General features: G+C 72.1%; 18 protein-coding genes and 1 tRNA gene. 12 read left to right on the forward strand and 7 right to left on the reverse strand.

The features are described 5' to 3' along the window. The first annotated feature begins 18 nt into the window (after window positions 1-18). Both ACFW6P_RS18270 and glmS read left to right on the forward strand, forming a co-directional pair. Entirely contained in the window at window positions 19-276 is a 258-nt protein-coding gene (locus ACFW6P_RS18270; protein WP_030241288.1) for a hypothetical protein, read from the forward strand. A gap of 12 nt (window positions 277-288) precedes the next feature. Next, on the forward strand, window positions 289-2,106 hold the full coding sequence (gene glmS, locus ACFW6P_RS18275) for a glutamine--fructose-6-phosphate transaminase (isomerizing) (protein ID WP_386424102.1): 1,818 nt from the start codon (window positions 289-291) through the stop codon (window positions 2,104-2,106). Window positions 2,107-2,193: 87 nt separating this feature from the next. Here the strand turns inward: glmS and ACFW6P_RS18280 are convergent, their stop codons facing one another. Further along, entirely contained in the window at window positions 2,194-2,721 is a 528-nt protein-coding gene (locus ACFW6P_RS18280; protein WP_386348279.1) for a universal stress protein, read from the reverse strand. A 304-nt stretch (window positions 2,722-3,025) separates the two neighbouring features. Here ACFW6P_RS18280 and ACFW6P_RS18285 point away from each other — a divergent pair, with 304 nt between their 5' ends. The 4 genes from ACFW6P_RS18285 to ACFW6P_RS18300 all read left to right on the forward strand — a co-directional run bounded on the left by ACFW6P_RS18285 (window position 3,026) and on the right by ACFW6P_RS18300 (window position 5,875). Continuing rightward, window positions 3,026-3,355, forward strand: a complete 330-nt coding sequence (locus ACFW6P_RS18285; RefSeq protein WP_386348282.1) for a hypothetical protein — start codon at window positions 3,026-3,028, stop codon at window positions 3,353-3,355. A 377-nt stretch (window positions 3,356-3,732) separates the two neighbouring features. Continuing rightward, window positions 3,733-4,986, forward strand: coding sequence for a helix-turn-helix domain-containing protein (locus tag ACFW6P_RS18290; protein WP_386348285.1), 1,254 nt, complete (start codon window positions 3,733-3,735; stop codon window positions 4,984-4,986). 98 nt (window positions 4,987-5,084) lie between these two features. Beyond that, window positions 5,085-5,693, forward strand: coding sequence for an oligoribonuclease (gene orn / locus ACFW6P_RS18295; protein ID WP_386348288.1), 609 nt, complete (start codon window positions 5,085-5,087; stop codon window positions 5,691-5,693). Window positions 5,694-5,802: 109 nt separating this feature from the next. Next, window positions 5,803-5,875, forward strand: a tRNA-His gene (locus tag ACFW6P_RS18300). Window positions 5,876-5,948: 73 nt separating this feature from the next. Here ACFW6P_RS18300 and ACFW6P_RS18305 read toward each other — a convergent pair. Next, window positions 5,949-7,004, reverse strand: coding sequence for a LacI family DNA-binding transcriptional regulator (locus ACFW6P_RS18305; protein WP_386348291.1), 1,056 nt, complete (start codon window positions 7,002-7,004; stop codon window positions 5,949-5,951). A 403-nt stretch (window positions 7,005-7,407) separates the two neighbouring features. Between ACFW6P_RS18305 and ACFW6P_RS18310 the strand changes: the two genes are divergently transcribed. From ACFW6P_RS18310 to ACFW6P_RS18325, 4 genes are all read left to right on the forward strand, one after another. After that, window positions 7,408-8,712: an extracellular solute-binding protein gene (locus ACFW6P_RS18310; protein ID WP_386348294.1), complete on the forward strand. Its 1,305-nt coding sequence runs from the start codon at window positions 7,408-7,410 to the stop codon at window positions 8,710-8,712. 5 nt (window positions 8,713-8,717) lie between these two features. Further along, complete coding sequence (locus ACFW6P_RS18315; protein ID WP_386348742.1) at window positions 8,718-9,734, forward strand: carbohydrate ABC transporter permease; 1,017 nt, start codon at window positions 8,718-8,720, stop codon at window positions 9,732-9,734. 11 nt (window positions 9,735-9,745) lie between these two features. Continuing rightward, window positions 9,746-10,657 carry a carbohydrate ABC transporter permease gene (locus tag ACFW6P_RS18320; RefSeq protein WP_386348297.1) on the forward strand — a complete coding sequence of 304 codons (912 nt, stop codon included), beginning with the start codon at window positions 9,746-9,748 and terminating at the stop codon, window positions 10,655-10,657. A 103-nt stretch (window positions 10,658-10,760) separates the two neighbouring features. Continuing rightward, the gene (locus ACFW6P_RS18325) at window positions 10,761-12,197 is read left to right on the forward strand and encodes a GH1 family beta-glucosidase (RefSeq protein WP_386348300.1); all 1,437 of its coding nucleotides are present in this window, start codon (window positions 10,761-10,763) and stop codon (window positions 12,195-12,197) included. A 65-nt stretch (window positions 12,198-12,262) separates the two neighbouring features. Here ACFW6P_RS18325 and ACFW6P_RS18330 read toward each other — a convergent pair whose 3' ends face one another. Together ACFW6P_RS18330 and ACFW6P_RS18335 are read right to left on the reverse strand one after the other, a co-directional pair. Next, on the reverse strand, window positions 12,263-13,645 hold the full coding sequence (locus ACFW6P_RS18330) for a sensor histidine kinase (RefSeq protein ID WP_386348303.1): 1,383 nt from the start codon (window positions 13,643-13,645) through the stop codon (window positions 12,263-12,265). Then, entirely contained in the window at window positions 13,642-14,346 is a 705-nt protein-coding gene (locus ACFW6P_RS18335) for a response regulator transcription factor (RefSeq protein WP_386348305.1), read from the reverse strand. The genes ACFW6P_RS18330 and ACFW6P_RS18335 overlap by 4 nt, the downstream gene beginning before the upstream one ends. A gap of 132 nt (window positions 14,347-14,478) precedes the next feature. Between ACFW6P_RS18335 and ACFW6P_RS18340 the strand changes: the two genes are divergently transcribed. Then, window positions 14,479-15,015, forward strand: a complete 537-nt coding sequence (locus tag ACFW6P_RS18340; RefSeq protein WP_386348744.1) for a hypothetical protein — start codon at window positions 14,479-14,481, stop codon at window positions 15,013-15,015. Between the two features lie 124 nt (window positions 15,016-15,139). On the opposite strand, the gene ACFW6P_RS18345 is transcribed toward ACFW6P_RS18340, so the two are convergent. Beyond that, a complete protein-coding gene (locus tag ACFW6P_RS18345; RefSeq protein ID WP_386348308.1) occupies window positions 15,140-16,006 on the reverse strand; it encodes a spermidine synthase in 867 nt (288 codons plus the stop codon). 57 nt (window positions 16,007-16,063) lie between these two features. Beyond that, complete coding sequence (locus ACFW6P_RS18350) at window positions 16,064-16,501, reverse strand: hypothetical protein (protein ID WP_386348311.1); 438 nt, start codon at window positions 16,499-16,501, stop codon at window positions 16,064-16,066. Between the two features lie 301 nt (window positions 16,502-16,802). On the opposite strand from ACFW6P_RS18350, the gene ACFW6P_RS18355 reads away from it, so the two are divergent. Further along, window positions 16,803-18,254, forward strand: a complete 1,452-nt coding sequence (locus tag ACFW6P_RS18355; protein ID WP_386348314.1) for a hypothetical protein — start codon at window positions 16,803-16,805, stop codon at window positions 18,252-18,254. Here ACFW6P_RS18355 and ACFW6P_RS18360 read toward each other — a convergent pair. Then, complete coding sequence (locus ACFW6P_RS18360) at window positions 18,251-18,844, reverse strand: histidine phosphatase family protein (protein ID WP_386348316.1); 594 nt, start codon at window positions 18,842-18,844, stop codon at window positions 18,251-18,253. The two genes, ACFW6P_RS18355 and ACFW6P_RS18360, sit on opposite strands and share 4 nt — an antisense overlap. Between the last annotated feature and the right edge of the window lie 45 nt (window positions 18,845-18,889).

The raw sequence follows: 18,889 nt of genomic DNA on the forward strand, positions 1-18,889 counted from the left end.
TGCTTCAGGATCTACCGGGTGCACGACGAACTCGTTGATCATCTGACGCGATCCAGCCCCCTCAGCCGGGGCGAGGCGCTGCGGGTGATCCAGGACGTGCTCGCCTACTTCGACGAGACGACCGAGGAGTACGTCCGTCGCCGCCACCGCGAGCTCCAGGCCCAGGGCCTGGTCAACGCGGCGATCTTCGAACGGATCGAGGCGGACCTCAAGTACCGCGCGGTGGCCCCGCCGGAGCTCTCGCTCCGGCAGCTGCGGCGCATCGTCTACGGCTAGGAATACGTATCCATGTGCGGAATCGTCGGTTACATCGGGAAGCGTGACGTCGCTCCCCTGCTCCTGGAAGGCCTGCAGCGCCTGGAGTACCGCGGCTACGACTCCGCGGGCATCGTCGTCACGTCCCCGAAGACGGCAGGCCTGCGGATGGTCAAGGCCAAGGGCCGCGTCCGGGACCTGGAGGCCAAGGTCCCGGCCCGCTTCAAGGGCACCGCCGGCATCGCCCACACCCGCTGGGCCACCCACGGCGCCCCCTCCGACGTGAACGCGCACCCCCATCTGGACGCCGAGGGCAAGGTCGCCGTCGTCCACAACGGCATCATCGACAACGCCTCCGACCTGCGCCGCAAGCTGGAGGCGGACGGCGTCGAGTTCCTCTCCGAGACCGACACCGAGGTCCTCGTCCACCTCATCGCCCGCTCGCAGGCGACCAGGCTGGAGGACAAGGTCCGCGAGACCCTCCGGCTGATCGAGGGCACCTACGGCATCGCCGTGATGCACGCCGACTTCCCCGACCGCATCGTCGTCGCCCGCAACGGCTCCCCGGTCGTCCTCGGCATCGGCGAGAAGGAGATGTTCGTCGCCTCGGACATAGCCGCACTGGTCGCCCACACCCGCCAGATCGTCACCCTCGACGACGGCGAGATGGCCACCCTCAAGGCCGACGACTTCCGCACGTACACCACCGAGGGCACCCGCACCACCGCCGAGCCCACCACCGTCGAGTGGGAGGCCGCCTCCTACGACATGGGCGGCCACGACACGTACATGCACAAGGAGATCCACGAGCAGGCCGACGCCGTGGACCGCGTGCTGCGCGGCCGCATCGACGACCGCTTCTCCACCGTGCACCTGGGCGGCCTCAACCTGGACGCCCGCGAGGCCCGGCGCATCCGCCGTGTGAAGATCCTCGGCTGCGGCACCTCGTACCACGCGGGCATGATCGGCGCCCAGATGATCGAGGAGCTGGCCCGCATCCCCGCCGACGCCGAACCGGCCTCGGAGTTCCGCTACCGCAACGCGGTCGTCGACCCCGACACCCTCTACGTCGCCGTCTCCCAGTCCGGCGAGACCTACGACGTGCTGGCCGCCGTGCAGGAGCTCAAGCGCAAGGGCGCCCGTGTGCTGGGCGTGGTGAACGTGGTCGGCTCGGCGATCGCCCGCGAGGCCGACGGCGGCATCTACGTGCACGCCGGACCCGAGGTCTGCGTGGTGTCCACGAAGTGCTTCACCAACACCACGGTCGCCTTCGCCCTGCTCGCCCTCCACCTCGGCCGCACCCGCGACCTGTCGGTCCGCCACGGCAAGCGCGTCATCGAGGGCCTGCGCAGGCTGCCCGCCCAGATCGCCGAGATCATGGAACAGGAGGATAACGTCAAGAAGCTGGCCCAGCAGTTCGCCGAGGCCCGCTCGATGCTCTTCATCGGCCGCGTCCGGGGCTACCCGGTGGCCCGCGAGGCCTCCCTGAAGCTCAAGGAGGTCTCCTACATCCACGCCGAGGCCTACCCGGCCTCCGAGCTCAAGCACGGCCCCCTGGCCCTGATCGAGCCGGCCCTCCCCACGGTCGCGATCGTCCCCGACGACGACCTGCTGGAGAAGAACCGCGCGGCCATGGAGGAGATCAAGGCCCGCAGCGGCAGGATCCTCGCGGTGGCCCACCAGCACCAGGAGAAGGCCGACGAGACGATCGTCGTCCCGAAGAACGAGGACGAGCTCGACCCGATCCTCATGGGCATCCCGCTCCAGCTCCTCGCCTACCACACGGCGCTGGCGCTCGGCCGGGACATCGACAAGCCCCGCAACCTGGCCAAGTCGGTGACGGTGGAGTAGCCGGACTTCCCCCGAGACGCGGGGGCCTGCGCGGCAGGTCCCCGCACACCGCGCCCGGCCTGCGGGCGGCGCGGGGGAGTGGAGCGCTCAGGGAATGACGATGACGGGCCGTTGCGCCCGCTTGGCGAGCCGCCCCGCGACGGAACCGAAGATGCGGCCCACGATGCCGTTCGTCGATCCGACGACGATGGCGTCGGCCTCGTACTCCCGGCCGACCTCCTCGAGTTCGTGGCAGATGTCGCCGCCGCGCTCGACCAGGATCCAGGGCACCTCGGCGAGGTAGTCCGCACAGGCCAGTTCGAGACCGAGCACCTCGGTGCGGTGGTCGGGCACGTCCACGAAGACGGGTGGCTCGCAGCCGGCCCACACCGTGGTCGGCAGCCGGTTCGCGACGTGCACGATGATCAGGCCCGACCCGGAGCGATGGGCCATGCCGATCGCGTAGGCCAGGGCACGCTCGCTCGACGTGGAACCGTCGAAGCCGACGACCACCCCGTGCTTGAAGGCGGGGTCGCAGGAATGGCGTGGCTCGTCCGCCGCCAAGGGCTCGGCCGCCGTGGGATCGGCGACGGGCCGTTTGCGGTCCGCGGGTTCGAAGAATTCGTGACCGGCCATGGCTGTCTCGACGTTGTGATCCTTTATGGGTGGGACATCAGTGTGCGGCTGAGCTGTGTCCGGGAATGGTCTTCCCGTCCCCATACCCCCAAGGGTACGGCGGCACGCATCCTTGGCCCAGGGCCCGCCCGCCGGGGTTGCGGGTTCCAGGGAGCATGCACGAGGCGGCGCCCGTCACGCAATGGTTGCTGCCCCGTACAGGCGGTTTGCGCACGGCTCGCTCACCCGCGGGGTGAGCGGCCGCACAGTGACCGACTCCCCCGCGGTGCGTTGAACACCGTGAGCCACGCCCCCGGGAGCACACATGCCCGGACCTCGCGCCGCCTCCGAGGAGGACCGCGCGACGTCGCCGCGGGACGCCGCGACGGACGTGGTCCGCTGGGCGGTCTTCAGCTGCCTGCTCGTCCCGGTCGTGCTCCTCTGCTGCGGCACCTCGCTCGCCGGCGCCGCCGGCGCCGCGCTCGGACTCGCCGCCGTCACGTGCGCCTGCCGGTTCCTGCTGGGGCAGTCGGAGCGCGGCGCCGCCCGGCTCGCGGCCGAGGAGCTGGCACCCCACCGGGGCCGGCGCCACCGCCCCGGAACGAGCCCGCACCGGGGCGGACGGCACACCGGGGGAGACGCACCGGTCAACTGACCGGTTTCCATGCACTCGTGCGGCGCTTTTCAGCCAACTTCTCGCACCTGTGCATCGCCCTGCCGAAGCGCCCCGCAACCCCCGTTCGACCTGCACGGAAAGGGCCTCAGGGGCCCTGCGCACCCTACGTGGATTGGCCACTGCCACAAGGCGCACTTCCCTGCACGCCCCACGAGTGCAACGCTTCGTGATCGAATGCTTCACGTCAAGTTGCCAAGTCGACAATGTGCCGAGTGATGAACCGGCCACTGTGGCACGACCGGACACAGTAGATTCGATCTTGACTGTCTACGGCGGGGGACTCGTGCAGGACCGAGGGGAAACGTGCAGGAGCGACACAACCGAGGAGCCGCGACCACCGAGGAGGGCTTAGCAGGATGAGCCACGACTCCACTGCCGCGCCGGAAGCCGCGGCCCGGAAGCTTTCCGGGCGACGTCGCAAGGAGATCGTCGCGGTGCTGCTGTTCAGCGGCGGCCCCATCTTCGAGAGTTCCATCCCACTGTCGGTGTTCGGGATCGACCGCCAGGACGCCGGCGTACCGCGTTACCGACTTCTGGTGTGCGGGGGTGAGGACGGCCCGCTGCGGACCACAGGTGGCCTGGAACTCAGCGCACCACATGGCCTGGAAGCGATCTCACGCGCGGGCACGGTCGTCGTACCGGCCTGGCGTTCGATCACGTCCCCGCCGCCGGACGAAGCGCTCGACGCGCTGCGCCGCGCCCACGAGGAGGGCGCCCGCATCGTCGGGCTGTGCACCGGCGCCTTCGTCCTCGCCGCGGCGGGCCTGCTGGACGGCCGCCCCGCGACGACACACTGGATGTACGCACCGACGCTGGCCAAGCGCTACCCGTCGGTGCACGTGGACCCTCGCGAGCTGTTCGTCGACGACGGCGACGTGCTGACGTCGGCGGGCACCGCCGCGGGCATCGACCTGTGCCTGCACATCGTGCGCACGGACCACGGCAACGAGGCGGCCGGGGCCCTGGCCAGACGACTCGTCGTGCCGCCGCGCCGCAGCGGCGGACAGGAGCGCTACCTCGACAGGTCTTTACCCGAGGAGATCGGCGCCGACCCGCTCGCCGAGGTCGTCGCCTGGGCGCTGGAACACCTCCACGAGCAGTTCGACGTGGAGACCCTGGCGGCCCGCGCGTACATGAGCCGGCGTACGTTCGACCGCCGCTTCCGCTCGCTGACCGGGAGCGCGCCGCTGCAGTGGCTCATCACGCAGCGGGTGCTCCAGGCGCAGCGCCTGCTGGAGACGTCGGACTACTCGGTGGACGAGGTCGCGGGACGCTGCGGCTTCCGGTCGCCGGTGGCGCTGCGCGGGCACTTCCGCCGCCAGCTGGGCTCGTCGCCGGCCGCGTACCGGGCGGCCTACCGTGCCCGGCGCCCGCAGGGCGAGCGGCCGCAGGACACCGAGGCCGCCCCGGGCGGTCCGGGGGGCTACGGATCCGGCGGGCCGGGACACCCCGGCCATCCGGGCCACGGCGGGCACCCCGGCCAGGCCGCGGCCGCCCTGCACCAGGAGCACCCGGTGCCTCTGCAGTCCCGCCGTACGGCGGCGGCCGGCGCGGTCGGGGCCTCCCCGGCCCTGTCGGCGAGCCTGCCGGGGCAGCGCAGCGCGACCTGAGGTCGTGACGGGGCCCGCGAGGACGCCGTCCGCGCGGGCCCGTGCCGTTCCTCGCCCGGTCGGCACCGCTCAGGGCGGCGCGCCGTAAGGTGAGGGACATGAACGATCGCATGGTGTGGATCGACTGCGAGATGACCGGCCTCTCGCTGTCGGACGACGCGCTCATCGAGGTGGCCGCCCTCGTCACCGACTCCGAGCTGAACGTGCTCGGCCAGGGCGTGGACATCGTCATCCGGCCGCCGGACCAGGCGCTGGAGACGATGCCGGAGGTGGTGCGTCAGATGCACACCGCGTCCGGGCTGCTCGACGCGCTGCCGGACGGCACGACGCTGAAGGACGCCGAGGACCGGGTCCTGGCGTATGTGAGGGAGTTCGTCAAGGAGCCGGGCAAGGCCCCGCTGTGCGGCAACTCCGTCGGCACCGACCGCGGCTTCCTGCTGCGCGACATGCCGACGCTGGAGGACTACCTCCACTACCGGATCGTCGACGTGTCGTCGATCAAGGAGCTGGCCCGCCGCTGGTACCCGCGGGCGTACTTCAACAGCCCGCAGAAGAACGGCAACCACCGCGCGCTGGCCGACATCCGCGAGTCCATCGCGGAGTTGCGGTACTACCGCGAGGCCGTCTTCGTGCCGCAGCCCGGGCCCGACTCCGACACCGCGCGGGCCATCGCGGCGAAGCACGTCCTGCCTGCTCAGCAGGCGTGACAGGGGGCCGACGGGGTCCGCCGGAAAAGCCTGGCGCGAGCACCCCTTCGGACCCTGTACACTTTTTCTCGGCCGGTCGGAGAACGCACTGATCTCCACGCCGGTCATGGTGGGTGTAGCTCAGCTGGTAGAGCACCTGGTTGTGGTCCAGGATGCCGCGGGTTCGAGTCCCGTCACTCACCCTGTGCGAAGAGGGGCTGCTCCGGGAAACCGGAGCAGCCCCTCTTTCGTGTTCGTGTGCGGCCGGCCGGGCCGTCACGAGGACGACCGCGGCACCAGCTCCGTGGCCAGGACCAGCTGGCGGCGCTCCGGGCTCCTGGACGCGGCAGGGCGGCGGTCGGCGATCTCCGTGAGGAGGAGGTCGATCATCCGGCGGCCCATCTCCTCGATGGGCTGGCGGACGCTGGTGAGCGGCGGGTCCATGTGGCGCGCGATGGCGGAGTCGTCGTAACCGACGAGCGCCACGTCGCCGGGGATGCGCAGGCCCGCCTCCCGCAGGGCCTGCCGGGCGCCGGCCGCGGTGACGTCGGAGGCCGCGAAGACCGCGTCCAGGTCGGGGTGGCGCTCCAGCAGCGCCGTCATCGCGCGCAGACCGCCGTCCTCGGTGAAGTCGCCCGGCTCGATCAGCGTGTCCACCTCCCCGAGACCCGCGTCGCGCAGGGCGTCGCGGTAGCCGTCGATACGGCGCTGGGCGCCGTAGACGTCGAGCCGGCCGGTGATGTGGGCGATCCGGCGGCGGCCGTGGGAGAGCAGGTGCTCGACGGCCTGGCGGGCCCCGCCGTAGTTGTCCGAGTCCACCGAGGCCAGCGCCTCCGCGGCGGACCGGGGGCCGCTGATGACCGCCGGGATCTCCAGCTGGGCCAGCAGGTCGGGCAGTGGGTCGTCGGCGTGCACCGAGACCAGCAGGACTCCGTCGACCCGGTGGGCCGCCAGGTACTGGGCGAGGCGGCGACGCTCGCGGTCGCTGCCCGCGAAGATCAGCAGCAGCTGCATCTCCGTCTCGGACAACTCCGCCCCGACACCCTTGAGCATGTCGGAGAAGTAGGGCTCCGCGAAGAACCGCGTCTCCGGCTCGGGCACGACCAGCGCGATCGCGTCCGTGCGGTTGGCGGCCAGGGCGCGGGCCGCGGTGTTGGGGACGTAGCCGAGCTCGGCGACCGCCGCCTCGACGGCCGCGCGGGTCGCGTCGCTGACCCGGGGCGAGCCGTTGATCACCCGGGAGACGGTGCCGCGGCCCACTCCGGCGCGCGCCGCCACCTCTTCGAGGGTGGGCCGGCCCCCGCTCCGGCCCCGCGCTCCGTGGCTTGCCATGGGCTCCGCCTTCCTTCCTATGTCACGCTGGCTGGAATCTAACAGCCCCGTCAGAGCCGGTACCGGCCCCTTCCGGTCCGGGTGCGAGGGTCCTCCGCTACGGACCGGACGCATCCGGCGGGAGTGAACCGATGACCGAAACGAGTCAACCGCGCAAGCCCCGCACGCGCTCCACGGGTCCAGTTAACAGCCCGATAACTGAACGCATCTCCCGGCGCTCGCTCCCTTGACACCCTCGCTCCGACCCGCGACCCTTCAACACATCACTGATGGGAGCGCTCCCACGGTACCTGACACCTACACATCCCGCACGTTCCCCGCCCGAGCCGCAGCGAGTGAAAATGGGCCCAACCATGCAGGTGGCCCGGGGGGTCGGCACGTCAGGGCAACAGGAGGACCTCAGATGCGAGCACGTAAGGCGGTAGTGCTGGCGGCGGTGGCGTCGCTGGGCGCCGGTCTGCTGGCCGGTTGCGCCGACGACGGCGGCAGCGACTCGGAATCGTCCGGAGGCAAGGACGGCAAGACCGTCATCTCCCTGGGTCTCTTCGGCACCTTCGGCTTCAAGGAGGCCGGACTCTACGCCGAGTACGAGAAGCTCCACCCCAACATCAAGATCCAGGAGAACGTCACCGAGCGGAACGAGAACTACTACCCCGCGCTGGTCAACCACCTCACCACCAACAGCGGCCTGATGGACATCCAGGGCGTCGAGGTCGGCAACATCGCCGAAGTGGTCGCCACGCAGGCCGGCAAGCTCGAGGACCTCTCGAAGGCGCCCGGGGTGAAGAAGGACAACTACCTCGACTGGAAGTGGCAGCAGGCCACCACCCAGGACGGTCAGACGATCGGTCTGGGCACCGACGTCGGCCCGATGGCCATCTGCTACCGCAAGGACCTCTTCGAGAAGGCCGGTCTGCCGACCGACCGCGAGGAGCTCGCGAAGATGTGGACGGGCGACTGGCAGAAGCTGATCGACGTCGGCCGGCAGTACAAGAAGAAGGCGCCCGAGGGCACCACGTTCATGGACTCCCCCGGCGGCCTGATGAGCGCCATCATGTCCAGCGAGAAGGTCCGTTACTACGACGAGTCCGGCAAGGTCATCTACAAGGACAACCCGGTCGTCAAGAAGTCGTTCATGATGACCGCGAAGGCGGCCGAGGACGGCCTGGTGGGCGCGCAGACCCAGTTCCAGCCGGCCTGGGACACCACCATCGCCAACGGCAAGTTCGCGGCGATGTCCTGCCCGCCGTGGATGCTCGGCTACATCGAGAGCAAGTCCAAGCCCGAGGCCCAGGGCAAGTGGGACGTGGCGGCCGCGCCCAAGTCCGGCAACTGGGGCGGTTCCTTCCTGAGCGTGCCCAAGAGCGGCAAGCACGTGAAGGAGGCCACCGAGCTGGCCGCCTGGCTGACCGCGCCGGAGCAGCAGGCGAAGCTGTTCGAGAAGCGCGGCAGCTTCCCGAGCACGCCGTCGGCGTACGACACCCCGGCCGTGCAGAACGCGAAGAACAAGATGACCGGTGACGCCCCCATAGGCAAGATCTTCGCCGAGGCCGCGCAGACGAGCCCGGTCCAGGTCATCGGCCCGAAGGACCAGATCATCGGGTCGGCCCTGAACGACAACGGTCTCGTCCTGGTCACCAAGGGCAAGTCGCCCGAGGAGGCCTGGGAGACGGCCGTGAAGACCATCGACAACAACCTGGACAAGTGACCCGTATGGCCACCCGCCCCGACACCGCCGCGCTCCCCTCCAAGGAGGGGGGCGCGGCCCCGGCCGGTCCGGACCCGGCCACGCCGTCCGTGTCGGCGGACGAGCGCCGCCGGGCCCGGCTGTCCCGCCGCTGGCAGCGGGACGTGCGCTGGAGCCCGTACGCCTTCGTCTCGCCGTTCTTCCTGCTGTTCGTCGCGTTCGGCCTGTTCCCGCTGGTCTACACGGGCTGGGCCTCGCTGCACCAGGTGGAACTGACCGCGCCCACCGACATGAACTGGGTGGGGCTGCGCAACTACACCCGGATCTTCGACGACGACTTCTTCTGGAACGCGGCGAAGAACACCCTGACCATCGGCATCATCTCCACCGTTCCGCAGCTGCTGATGGCCATGGGCATCGCCCACATCCTGAACTACAAGCTGCGCGGCTCGACCTTCTACCGCGTCGTGATGCTGGCGCCGTACGCGACCTCGATCGCCGCCGCCTCCCTGGTGTTCGTGCTGCTCTTCGGCCGCGACTACGGCATGATCAACTGGGTTCTGGACATGGCCGGCGTCGACCACATCGACTGGCAGAACGACACGTGGCCGTCGCAGATCGCCGTCTCGACGATCATCATCTGGCGCTGGACCGGCTACAACGCGCTGATCTACCTGGCGGCGATGCAGGCCATCCCGAACGAGCTGTACGAGTCGGCCGCGCTGGACGGGGCCAACCGCTGGCAGCAGTTCTTCCACGTGACGCTGCCGTCGCTGCGGCCCACGATCCTCTTCACGGTCGTCGTGTCGACCATCGGCGCCAGCCAGGTCTTCGGCGAGCCGCTGCTGTTCGACGCGAACAAGGGCGCCTCGGGCGGCGCCGAGCACCAGTTCCAGACGCTCGGCCTGTACCTGTACGAGCAGGGCTGGGTGAACCAGCACCTCGGCCGGGCCTCCGCGATCGCCTGGACGATGTTCCTCATCCTGATCGTCGTCGGCATCGTCAACTACGTCATCTCGCGCCGGCTGCGCGCCAGTAGCTAAGGAGTGTGGCCGTGACGACGACTGTGACGCCCCCCGAGAAAACGACCACCCCCGCCCAGGAGCAGAAGCGCTCGCGCCTGCCGAAGGCCGCGCGGGCGGGCGGGACCCTGCACGCCGGACCCGTCGCCTACCTGGTGCTGGCCCTGTTCACCATCGTCTCGCTGTTCCCGCTGGTGTGGACGGCGATCGCCGCCTCGCGTGACAACGCGCGGCTGGCCCAGACGCCGCCGCCGTTCTGGTTCGGCTCCAACCTGTTCAGCAACCTGGAGATCGCCTGGCGGGACGCCAACCTGGGTGAGGCGTTCCTCAACACCACGATCGTGGCGGGCGTGTCGGCGGCGACCATCGTGTTCCTTTCGACGATCGCCGGGTTCGCCTTCGCCAAGCTCCGGTTCAAGGGCCGGGGCGCGATGATGCTGATCGTGATCGGCACGATGATGGTGCCGCCGCAGCTCAGCGTGATCCCGCTGTACATGATGGTCGCGAAGCTGGACTGGACGGACCAGCTGCAGGCGGTCATCTTCCCGTCGTTGGTCAGCGCGTTCGGTGTGTTCTTCATGCGCCAGTACCTGATCCAGGCGCTGCCGGACGAGATCATCGAGGCGGCCCGGGTGGACGGCGCGAGCAGCTGGCGTGTGATCTGGCACGTGGTGTTCCCCACCGCCCGCCCCGCGATGGCCGTGCTCGGCATGCTGATGTTCGTGCAGGCCTGGAACGACTTCCTGTGGCCGTTCCTGGTGCTGACCCAGACCGGCAACCCGACCGTCCAGGTCGCGATCGCGGGTCTCGGCCGCGGCTACACACCCGACCAGTCGCTGATCATGGCCGGCGCGCTGCTGGGCACGCTGCCCCTGCTGCTGGTCTTCGCGATCTTCGGCAAGCAGATCGTGGGCGGCATCATGCAGGGCGCCGTCAAGGGCTGACGCCCTCGTTCCGCATCTCCGGGGGCCGGGTCAGCGCCGCCTCGGCCCCGGTTCCCCCTCTTCCTTCTCGTGCCTCACGACGACCCCCTTTGGGAGCGCTTCCATGTCTGACTCCGAGAATTCGGCCGCCGCGGTCACCTTCCCTCCCGCCTTCCTCTGGGGCGCGGCGACGTCCGCGTACCAGATCGAGGGGGCGGTGCGGGAGGACGGCCGTACGCCGTCGATCTGGGACACCTTCAGCCATACCCCCGGCAAGACGGCCGGTGGTGAGACCGGTGACATCGCTGTCGACCACTACCACCGCTACCGCGACGACGTGGCGCTGATGGCGGACCTGGGCCTGGGCGCCTACCGCTTCTCCGTCTCGTGGTCGCGGGTGCAGCCGACGGGCCGGGGCCCCGCCGTGCAGAAGGGCCTGGACTTCTACCGCCGGCTGGTGGACGAGCTGCTGTCCAAGGGCATCAAGCCGGCCGTCACGCTCTACCACTGGGACCTGCCGCAGGAGCTGGAGGACGCGGGCGGCTGGCCCGAGCGGGACACGGCCCACCGGTTCGCCGAGTACGCGCAGATCGCCGGTGAGGCGCTCGGCGACCGCGTCGAGCACTGGATGACGCTCAACGAGCCCTGGTGCGCCGCGTTCCTCGGGTACGCCTCGGGGGTGCACGCCCCGGGACGTACGGAGCCGCTCGCCGCGCTGCGCGCCGCGCACCACCTGAACCTGGCGCACGGCCTGGGCGCCTCCGCGCTGCGCTCGGTGATGCCGGCCCGCAACCAGGTGGCGATCGCCCTCAACTCGGCGGTGGTGCGCCCCCTCTCGCAGGACCCGGCGGACCTGGCCGCCGCCCGCAGGATCGACGACCTGGCCAACGGCGTCTTCCACGGCCCGCTCCTGCACGGCGCCTACCCCGAGTCGCTGTACGTCACCACGTCCGGCGTCACGGACTGGGCCTTCGTCCAGGACGGCGACCTGGAGCTGATCAACCAGCCGCTGGACGCGCTGGGCCTCAACTACTACACGCCGTCGCTGGTGTCGGCGGCCGACCCGGCGGCTCCGGGTCCGCGCGCGGACGGGCACGGGGCGAGCGAGCACTCGCCGTGGCCGGGCGTGTCGGACGTGGCGTTCCACCAGACGCCGGGCGACCGCACAGAGATGGGCTGGACGATCGACCCGACCGGTCTGCACGAGCTGATCATGCGCTACTCCCGGGAGGCGCCGGGCCTGCCGCTGTACATCACCGAGAACGGCGCGGCCTACGACGACAAGATCGGCTCCGACGGCCGGGTCCACGACCCGGAGCGGGTCGCCTACCTGCACGGCCACCTGTCGGCGGTGCAACGCGCCATCACCGACGGCGCGGACGTCCGCGGCTACTTCCTGTGGTCGCTGCTGGACAACTTCGAGTGGGCCTACGGCTACGGCAAGCGCTTCGGCGCGGTGCACGTCGACTACGCGACGCTGGAGCGCACGCCGAAGACGAGTGCCCTCTGGTACGGCCGGGCGGCCCGCTCGGGCACCCTGCCGGAGGTGGAGGCGGTCTGAGCCGACGGGGGGCGGGGCGCGGCGCACTGAGGGGAGTGCCGCGCCCCGTCGTTCTGCTCCCGTTCTCAGCGGCGGGCGTTCGCAAGGCGCCCGCGCGGACGGCGGCGGATCTGGCGGTGTCCCCTGCTCGCGGGGGCCCGGCCGTCCAGCTGGATCCAGAGGCGCACCTCGGTGCCGCCGAGGACCGAGGAGCCGATGCGGACGTCGCCGCCGGTGGACTCCGCGAGCCGGCGCACGATGTCCAGGCCGAGGCCGGTGGAGCCGTCGCTGCCGGAGCCGCGGCCCCGCGCCATCGCCGCCTCCGGGTCCGGTATGCCGGGGCCGGCGTCGGAGACCAGGACGATCACCGTGTCGTCGCCGTCGTGCACGTCGACCGCGAAGGCGGTGCCCTCCGGCGTGTGCCGGAAGACGTTGCCGAGCAGCGCGTCGAGCGCGGCGGCCAGGTCGGCACGGGCCACGGGTATGCGCACCGGCCGGTCGGCCCCGGCCATCCGCCACTCGCGGCCCTCGTCCTCCGCGAGCGCCGACCAGAACGCCATCCGCTCGCGGACCACCTCGGCCGCGTCGCACCCGGCGCCGGGACCGGTGGCGGCCGTCCGGGGCTTGGCCTCGCGGGCCGTGCGGATGATGGTGTCGACCTCGCGCTCCAACTGCTCGACGGCGGTCCGGGTCTGGTCGGCGGCGGGCCCGTCGCCGAGGGAGGCGGTGTTGAGCCGCAGCACGGTCAGGGGCGTGCGCAGCCGGTGGGACAGGTCGGCGGCCAGCTCCCGCTCGTTCGCCAGGAGCTGGACGACCTGGTCCGCCATCGAGTTGAACGCGACGGCCGCCAGGCGCAGTTCGGTCGGGCCCTCCTCGGGGACACGGGCGCCGAGCTTGCCCTCGCCCAGTTCGTGCGCTCCCTCGACCAGGCTCCGGGCGGGGCCGACCATCCGCACGCCGAGCCGGTCGGCGACCGCGACGGAGCCGAGGACCAGCGCGACGCCGACGCCGGCGAGCACCGCCCAGGCCGTACCCACGCCGTTGGTGACCTCGGACTCCGGCACGTACACCTCGACCACGGCGATCTCGCCGGTGCTGAGCGCGACCGGCTGGAGCAGCGTGGAGCCGCCGGGGACGGCGGTCGTGGAGGCGCGGCCCAGCCGGCGCACGGCGGCGATGTCGCCGTCGACGGCGCGCCGGTGCCCGAGCCGGAGGGACTGCCGGCCCTCGCCCGCCGGTATGTGCACGGCCATCCCGGCGTCGGAGCCGGCGGAGGCGACGACGCGTTCGAGCTGGTCCCGGTCGGTGGTGATGGACAGGGCGGGGGCGACGGCCGCGGCCTCCCGCTCGGCGCCCGAGAAGGCGCGGTCGCGGGCCATCTCGCGGATGACCAGTCCGAGCGGGACGGCGAAGGCGAGCACCACCATGGTCGTCACCGCCAGCGCGACCTTCACCAGGGCCCACCTCATCGCGGGACCTCCGCGACCGGTGGTTCGAGCTTCACCCCGACACCACGCAGGGTGTGCAGATAGCGGGGATTGGCGGCCGTCTCGCCCAGTTTCCGCCGCAGCCAGGACAGATGGACGTCGATGGTCTGGTCGTCGCCGTAGGACTGCTGCCAGACCTCGGCGAGCAGTTCCTTGCGGGGGACGACGACGCCGGGGCGGCCGGCCAGGAAGGCGAGCAGGTCGAACTCGCGGCGGGTGAGGTCGAGGCGGGTGCCGTCCAACTCGGCCCGGCGGCGCAGCGGATCGACGGTGAGGCCGCCGACCCGGATCACCGGGGACGACTCCCCCTGCCCCGCGGCGGAGCGGGCGCGGCGCAGCACGGCGGCCATGCGGGCCGACAGGTGCTCGACCGAGAAGGGCTTGGTGAGGTAGTCGTCCGCCCCGGCGTTGAGCAGCCGGACGATCTCCGTCTCGTCGTCCCGGGCGGTGGCCACGATCACCGGGACGTCCGTGATGCCGCGCAGCATCTTCAGGGCCTCGGACCCGTCGAGATCGGGCAGCCCGAGGTCCAGGATGACGACGTCGAAGCGGAAATGGGCGACCTCGCGCAGCGCTTCCAGTGCCGTCCCGACGCTGCGCACGGTGTGCGAGGCGTCGGTCAGGTGCCGGATGAGCGAGGAGCGTACGAACTGGTCGTCCTCGACCACGAGCACACGTGCCATGCGCCGCACCGTACGCCATCCCGAACAGCCGGGTGGGGGCCTGTGGACAACTCCGCGGCTGGGGACAACCGGTCGCCGTACGAGGTCCGTTCGTGGACAACGCCCGGGGTGCGTGAGGCAGTATGGCCGGCGATGCGCAGAGGACTCGTACACGTACTGGCCTGGCTGCTCGCCACGGGCGCGGCGGTCACGCTGTCGTGGTGGGGTGTCCACACGGTGATGGCGGGCACCGCCTACGATCCGCCGCGCGCCCTGCCCATCAAGGCCGCCGACGCGGCCACGCGGGCGCCGAAGCAGTCGGCCGCGCCACCGGAGCGGGCGGCGCGGACGACGCCGCCGAAGGCTCCGGCGCCGAGCACCGCCCCGCCGGAGCCCAGGAGGCCGGGCCCCGCCCCCACCCCCGCACCGTCCGGCCCTCCGTCCCCGTCCCCCTCCCCCACCGCCACCGGTGAGGTCAGGAGCTACGACACCGACGGCGGCCGGGCGGTCTTCGACCTCGGCAGGACCTCCGCCTCACTGGTCTCGGCGACTCCCGGCGCGGGCTGGTCGATGCAGGTGTGGAGGACGGAGTCGTGGATCCGCGTGGAGTTCTCCTCGGGCGCGGACCGGGTGTCGGTGTTCTGCACCTGGCACGACGGGCCGCCGCGTGTGGAGATCGGCACGTACTGACCGTGCCGAGGGCGTGAGGCGACCGGCACGGTCAACGGGGCCCGGGGGGCACCGGGCCACCCACGCCGACGTCACGGTCACAGGGACATCGACACCGCCTCAGGGGCGACGCCGACCGGCGCGGTCACCGGAACACCGAAGCCGGCGGTGCGGGCGAGGCCACCGCCGCGAGGTCCGTGACCGGCGGGGCGCCGCCGGTGAAGTCCGTGAGGGCCCTGCCGTGTTCGACCCGCCCGGGGTGCGGGTCGGAGGCAGCCCGGCGGGTCAGCTCGGCCAGGGGCAGGGGGGCGTCGGAGGCGACCAGGACGGCGTTCCCGAAGCGCTTGCCCCGCAGCACCGGCGGGTCCGCGATCAGGGCGAGCTCCGCGAAGCGGGCGGCGGCGGTGGCGATCTGGCCGCGCAGGTGGGCGAGCGGCGGCCCGTCGGCGAGGTTCGCGGCGTGGATCCCGCCGGGTGCCAGGGCCCGGCGCACGTCGTCGAGGAACTCGGTGGAGGTCAGATGGGCCGGGGTGCGGGCACCGCTGAAGACGTCGGTGATCACCAGGTCGGCCCAGCCGTCCGGCACCTTGGCGAGGCCCTCGCGGGCGTCGACGGACCGCACCCGGATCCGCGCGTTCGGGTCCAGCGGCAGCGCGCGGCGGACCAGTCGCACCAGGGCCGCGTCCCGTTCGACGACCTGCTGGGTGGAGCGGGGGCGGGTGGCGGCGACGTAGCGGGCGAGGGTGAACGCGCCGCCGCCGAGGTGCACGGCGTGCACGGGCCGGCCCGGCGGTGCGGCGAGGTCGATCACGTGCCCGAGCCGGCGCTGGTACTCGAAGGACAGGTACGCCGGGTCGTCCGGGTCGACATGGGACTGCGGGGCGCCGTCGATCACCAGGGTCCGGGCGCGGGGCCGGTCGCGGTCCGGGATCAGCTCGGCGAGACCGCCGTCGACGTTCTCGACGACGGCCTCCGTGTCGGCCTGTCTGCGCCGGCCCCTGGACTTCCCCATGGGGTCATTATCGGGGCGGGCGTCGGCCGGGGCGTACGCCCGGGCCGCACCGGTGCCTCAGCGGCAGCTGTCGGCCGCTCTGATCATCCGGGCCGCCTCCCCCAGGGCCTCGCGCAGCACCGCCGGGTCCGTGGCGAGGTCGGCCTCGCCGGGCGGCAGCAGCCAGTCCGAGCCCTCCACCGGGGGCTCGGGCGAGAGGACCGTGCCGCGGCCGTCGGTCTCCGTGCACGTGCTGCCCGGCACGTCCCACGCCGCGGCCGTGCCCGGTGGGACCAGGAAGCCCAGGGTGTCGCCGCCGTCGTCGTGCAGCACGGGGCCTACGGCCTCGGCGGTTCCGCGCCGCAGGATGTCGACCGCCTCCAGGCCCTGCCGGGCGGGCACCCTCACCACGTCGCAGCCGGGTGGGGGCGCGCCGCCCTCCACGCCCGGTGCGCGTACCGCCGCCGACGGTGTACTCGGCTGCGTACGAGGGTTGTTGATCCGGCTGGTCTGCATCCCGGCCTCCACCACGAGAACCCCTGCTAGGACGAGCGGCCGGGAGAAAGGGCCCTCTCCCGGTCCACAGGGCTCAACGCGGCGGGCCCGTCAACGGCTACGGCGGAAGTCAGCCGTAAAGGATGGCACTTCATGGCAGATCACAGAGGAGATACCCGCTTTGTCGCCAAACCCGGCGTGAGGGATCCGACACAGCAGGTACGTTCTTGCCCGCCGGACACGAGACCGACCATGCGGGCACAAGATCCCACGTCGCCTCGCGTCCGGCATGGTTCGACGGTTCGCACGAGAGGACCCGGCCATGGCGTCGTCAACGGTGACCTCGTCCCAGCCCGACCGGCCCCCGCGGCCGAACCTCGCCTTCCGGCAGCTGCGCGGCGGGCGCTCGCCGGCCGAGTTCGCCGCGGCGGTCCGCCGGGCCGGACTGGAGATCGGCGAGCGGGTCAGCTGCGACGCGCGCTACATCGGCCGGGTCGAGGCGGGCGAGATCCGCTGTCCCAACTACGCCTACGAACGGGTGTTCCTGCACCTGTTCCCCGGCCGCACGCTCGCCGACCTGGGGTTCGCGCCCCGCTCGTCGGTACGCGGACGCCGGGTGCACGCCGCCGAGGACGCGCCCCTGGCGTGCGCCACGGACCCGGTGGACGCCACCAGTGGGTCCGGCGGGGTGTGCGAACCGTATGAGACACGGAACCCGTACGACCCGTACCAACCGCACGACACCTACGAGGAGAGCGACGTGCTGCGTCGCGCGTTCATGACCGGCGGGGGCGCCACGGTGGCCGCCGCCTCGCTGGGACCCGTCGGCCTCGCCCTCGACGCCGCGGCGGCACAGCGCCCCGCGCGCCGGGCCGGGGCGAGTGACGCGGGTGCCCTGGAAGAAGCCGTCCGCCGGATCCGGCTGCTGGACGACCGGCACGGCGCGGACGGCCTCTACCGCCGCGCGGCCGCACCGCTGCGCGCCGCCTACGCCCTGCTGGACGCCGGGGCGACCCGGCAGACGACGGTGGACCGGCTGTACTCGGGCGCCGGCGAACTGGCCATCTCCGTGGGCTGGCTGGCCCATGACTCGGGGCGGTTCGACGACGCCCGCTCGCACTACGCGGAGGCGCTGGCGACCGCCCGGATGACCGGCGACCCTGGCCTGGAGGCGCACGCGTTCTGCAACACCGCGTTCCTCGCGCGTGACGCGGGCCGGCCGCGCGAGGCGGTGCGGGCGGCCCAGGCGGCCCAGCGCGTGGCCCGGCCGGTGGGCTCGCCCCGGCTGATGTCGCTGCTCGCGCTGCGCGAGGCGGGCGGCTGGGCCGGCCTCGCGGACCGCGTCGGCTGCGAACAGGCCCTGGTGCGGGCCCAGGCCCTCTTCGACCGGGGCCCCTCGGACGCCGACCCCGAGTGGATGAGCTTCTACGGCGAGGCCGAACTGGAGGGCCTGGAGGCGCAGTGCTGGTCCGCCCTCGGCGACTGGCGCCGGGCGGCCCGGCACGCGCGCCGGGCGGCCCAACTGCAGGACCCGCACTTCAAGCGCAACATCGCGCTGTACACGGCGGAACTGGCGGACGACCTCGCGCGGCACGGGTGGCCGGACGAGGCGGCCGTGGCGGGCATGCGCGTGCTGGACCTGCTGGAGGAGGTCCAGTCGTCCCGCATCCAGACGATGCTGGCGGCCACGGCACGGGTGCTGGCGCCGCACCGGAGGGCGTCGGGGGTGTCGGCGTTCCTGGAGCGGCACGCCTCGTCACCGCGAACGATCTAGGCCATGTGGCCCAGGTCGTTCCAGCTCTCGATCGCCGGCTCCCCGTAGGCCCAGCCCAGCACCGACAGGGACGTCGGACTGAGCCGGATCCGTGCCGCGAAGTCGAGCGGCAGGCCGAGCCACCGCGCGCCGATGGAACGCAGGATGTGCCCGTGGGCGAAGACGAGGACGTCGCGGTCGGCGGAGCGGGCCCAGGAGACCACCTCGTCGGCCCGGGCCGTGACCTCCGCGAGGGTCTCGCCCTCGGGGACCCCGTCGCGCCAGATCAGCCAGCCGGGCCGGACGGCGTGGATGTCCGCGGGGGTCATGCCCTCGTACGCCCCGTAGTGCCACTCCAGCAGCGCGTCCCAGGGCTGCGCGCGGTCGCCGAAACCGGCCAGTTCGCACGTCTCACGCGCGCGTGCCAGCGGGCTGGTGCGCACCTCCACGTCCGGCAGGCCCTCGTACGGCGCCCGGTGCAGGCGCTCGCCGAGCAGCTTCGCCCCGCGCCGGCCCTCCTCCAGGAGGGGCACGTCGGTCCTGCCGGTGTGCTTGCCGGACAGGGACCACTCGGTCTGTCCGTGGCGGGCCAGCAGGATGCGCGCAGCCATGGGGAACCTTTCCGGAAGAACAACGCAAGCGGAACTCCTCCATCA

It is taken from the genome of Streptomyces sp. NPDC058741 (assembly GCF_042746715.1).
Taxonomy (GTDB): Bacteria; Actinomycetota; Actinomycetes; order Streptomycetales; family Streptomycetaceae; genus Streptomyces.

Coding starts and splice junctions, on each gene's coding strand:
- glmS (WP_386424102.1), top strand. CDS start 289: ATGTGCGGAATCGTCGGTTACATCGGGAAGCGTGACGTCGCTCCCCTG.
- ACFW6P_RS18280 (WP_386348279.1), bottom strand. CDS start 2,721: ATGGCCGGTCACGAATTCTTCGAACCCGCGGACCGCAAACGGCCCGTC.
- ACFW6P_RS18285 (WP_386348282.1), top strand. CDS start 3,026: ATGCCCGGACCTCGCGCCGCCTCCGAGGAGGACCGCGCGACGTCGCCG.
- ACFW6P_RS18290 (WP_386348285.1), top strand. CDS start 3,733: ATGAGCCACGACTCCACTGCCGCGCCGGAAGCCGCGGCCCGGAAGCTT.
- orn (WP_386348288.1), top strand. CDS start 5,085: ATGAACGATCGCATGGTGTGGATCGACTGCGAGATGACCGGCCTCTCG.
- ACFW6P_RS18305 (WP_386348291.1), bottom strand. CDS start 7,004: ATGGCAAGCCACGGAGCGCGGGGCCGGAGCGGGGGCCGGCCCACCCTC.
- ACFW6P_RS18310 (WP_386348294.1), top strand. CDS start 7,408: ATGCGAGCACGTAAGGCGGTAGTGCTGGCGGCGGTGGCGTCGCTGGGC.
- ACFW6P_RS18315 (WP_386348742.1), top strand. CDS start 8,718: ATGGCCACCCGCCCCGACACCGCCGCGCTCCCCTCCAAGGAGGGGGGC.
- ACFW6P_RS18325 (WP_386348300.1), top strand. CDS start 10,761: ATGTCTGACTCCGAGAATTCGGCCGCCGCGGTCACCTTCCCTCCCGCC.
- ACFW6P_RS18330 (WP_386348303.1), bottom strand. CDS start 13,645: ATGAGGTGGGCCCTGGTGAAGGTCGCGCTGGCGGTGACGACCATGGTG.
- ACFW6P_RS18335 (WP_386348305.1), bottom strand. CDS start 14,346: ATGGCACGTGTGCTCGTGGTCGAGGACGACCAGTTCGTACGCTCCTCG.
- ACFW6P_RS18340 (WP_386348744.1), top strand. CDS start 14,479: ATGCGCAGAGGACTCGTACACGTACTGGCCTGGCTGCTCGCCACGGGC.
- ACFW6P_RS18345 (WP_386348308.1), bottom strand. CDS start 16,006: ATGGGGAAGTCCAGGGGCCGGCGCAGACAGGCCGACACGGAGGCCGTC.
- ACFW6P_RS18350 (WP_386348311.1), bottom strand. CDS start 16,501: ATGCAGACCAGCCGGATCAACAACCCTCGTACGCAGCCGAGTACACCG.
- ACFW6P_RS18355 (WP_386348314.1), top strand. CDS start 16,803: ATGGCGTCGTCAACGGTGACCTCGTCCCAGCCCGACCGGCCCCCGCGG.
- ACFW6P_RS18360 (WP_386348316.1), bottom strand. CDS start 18,844: ATGGCTGCGCGCATCCTGCTGGCCCGCCACGGACAGACCGAGTGGTCC.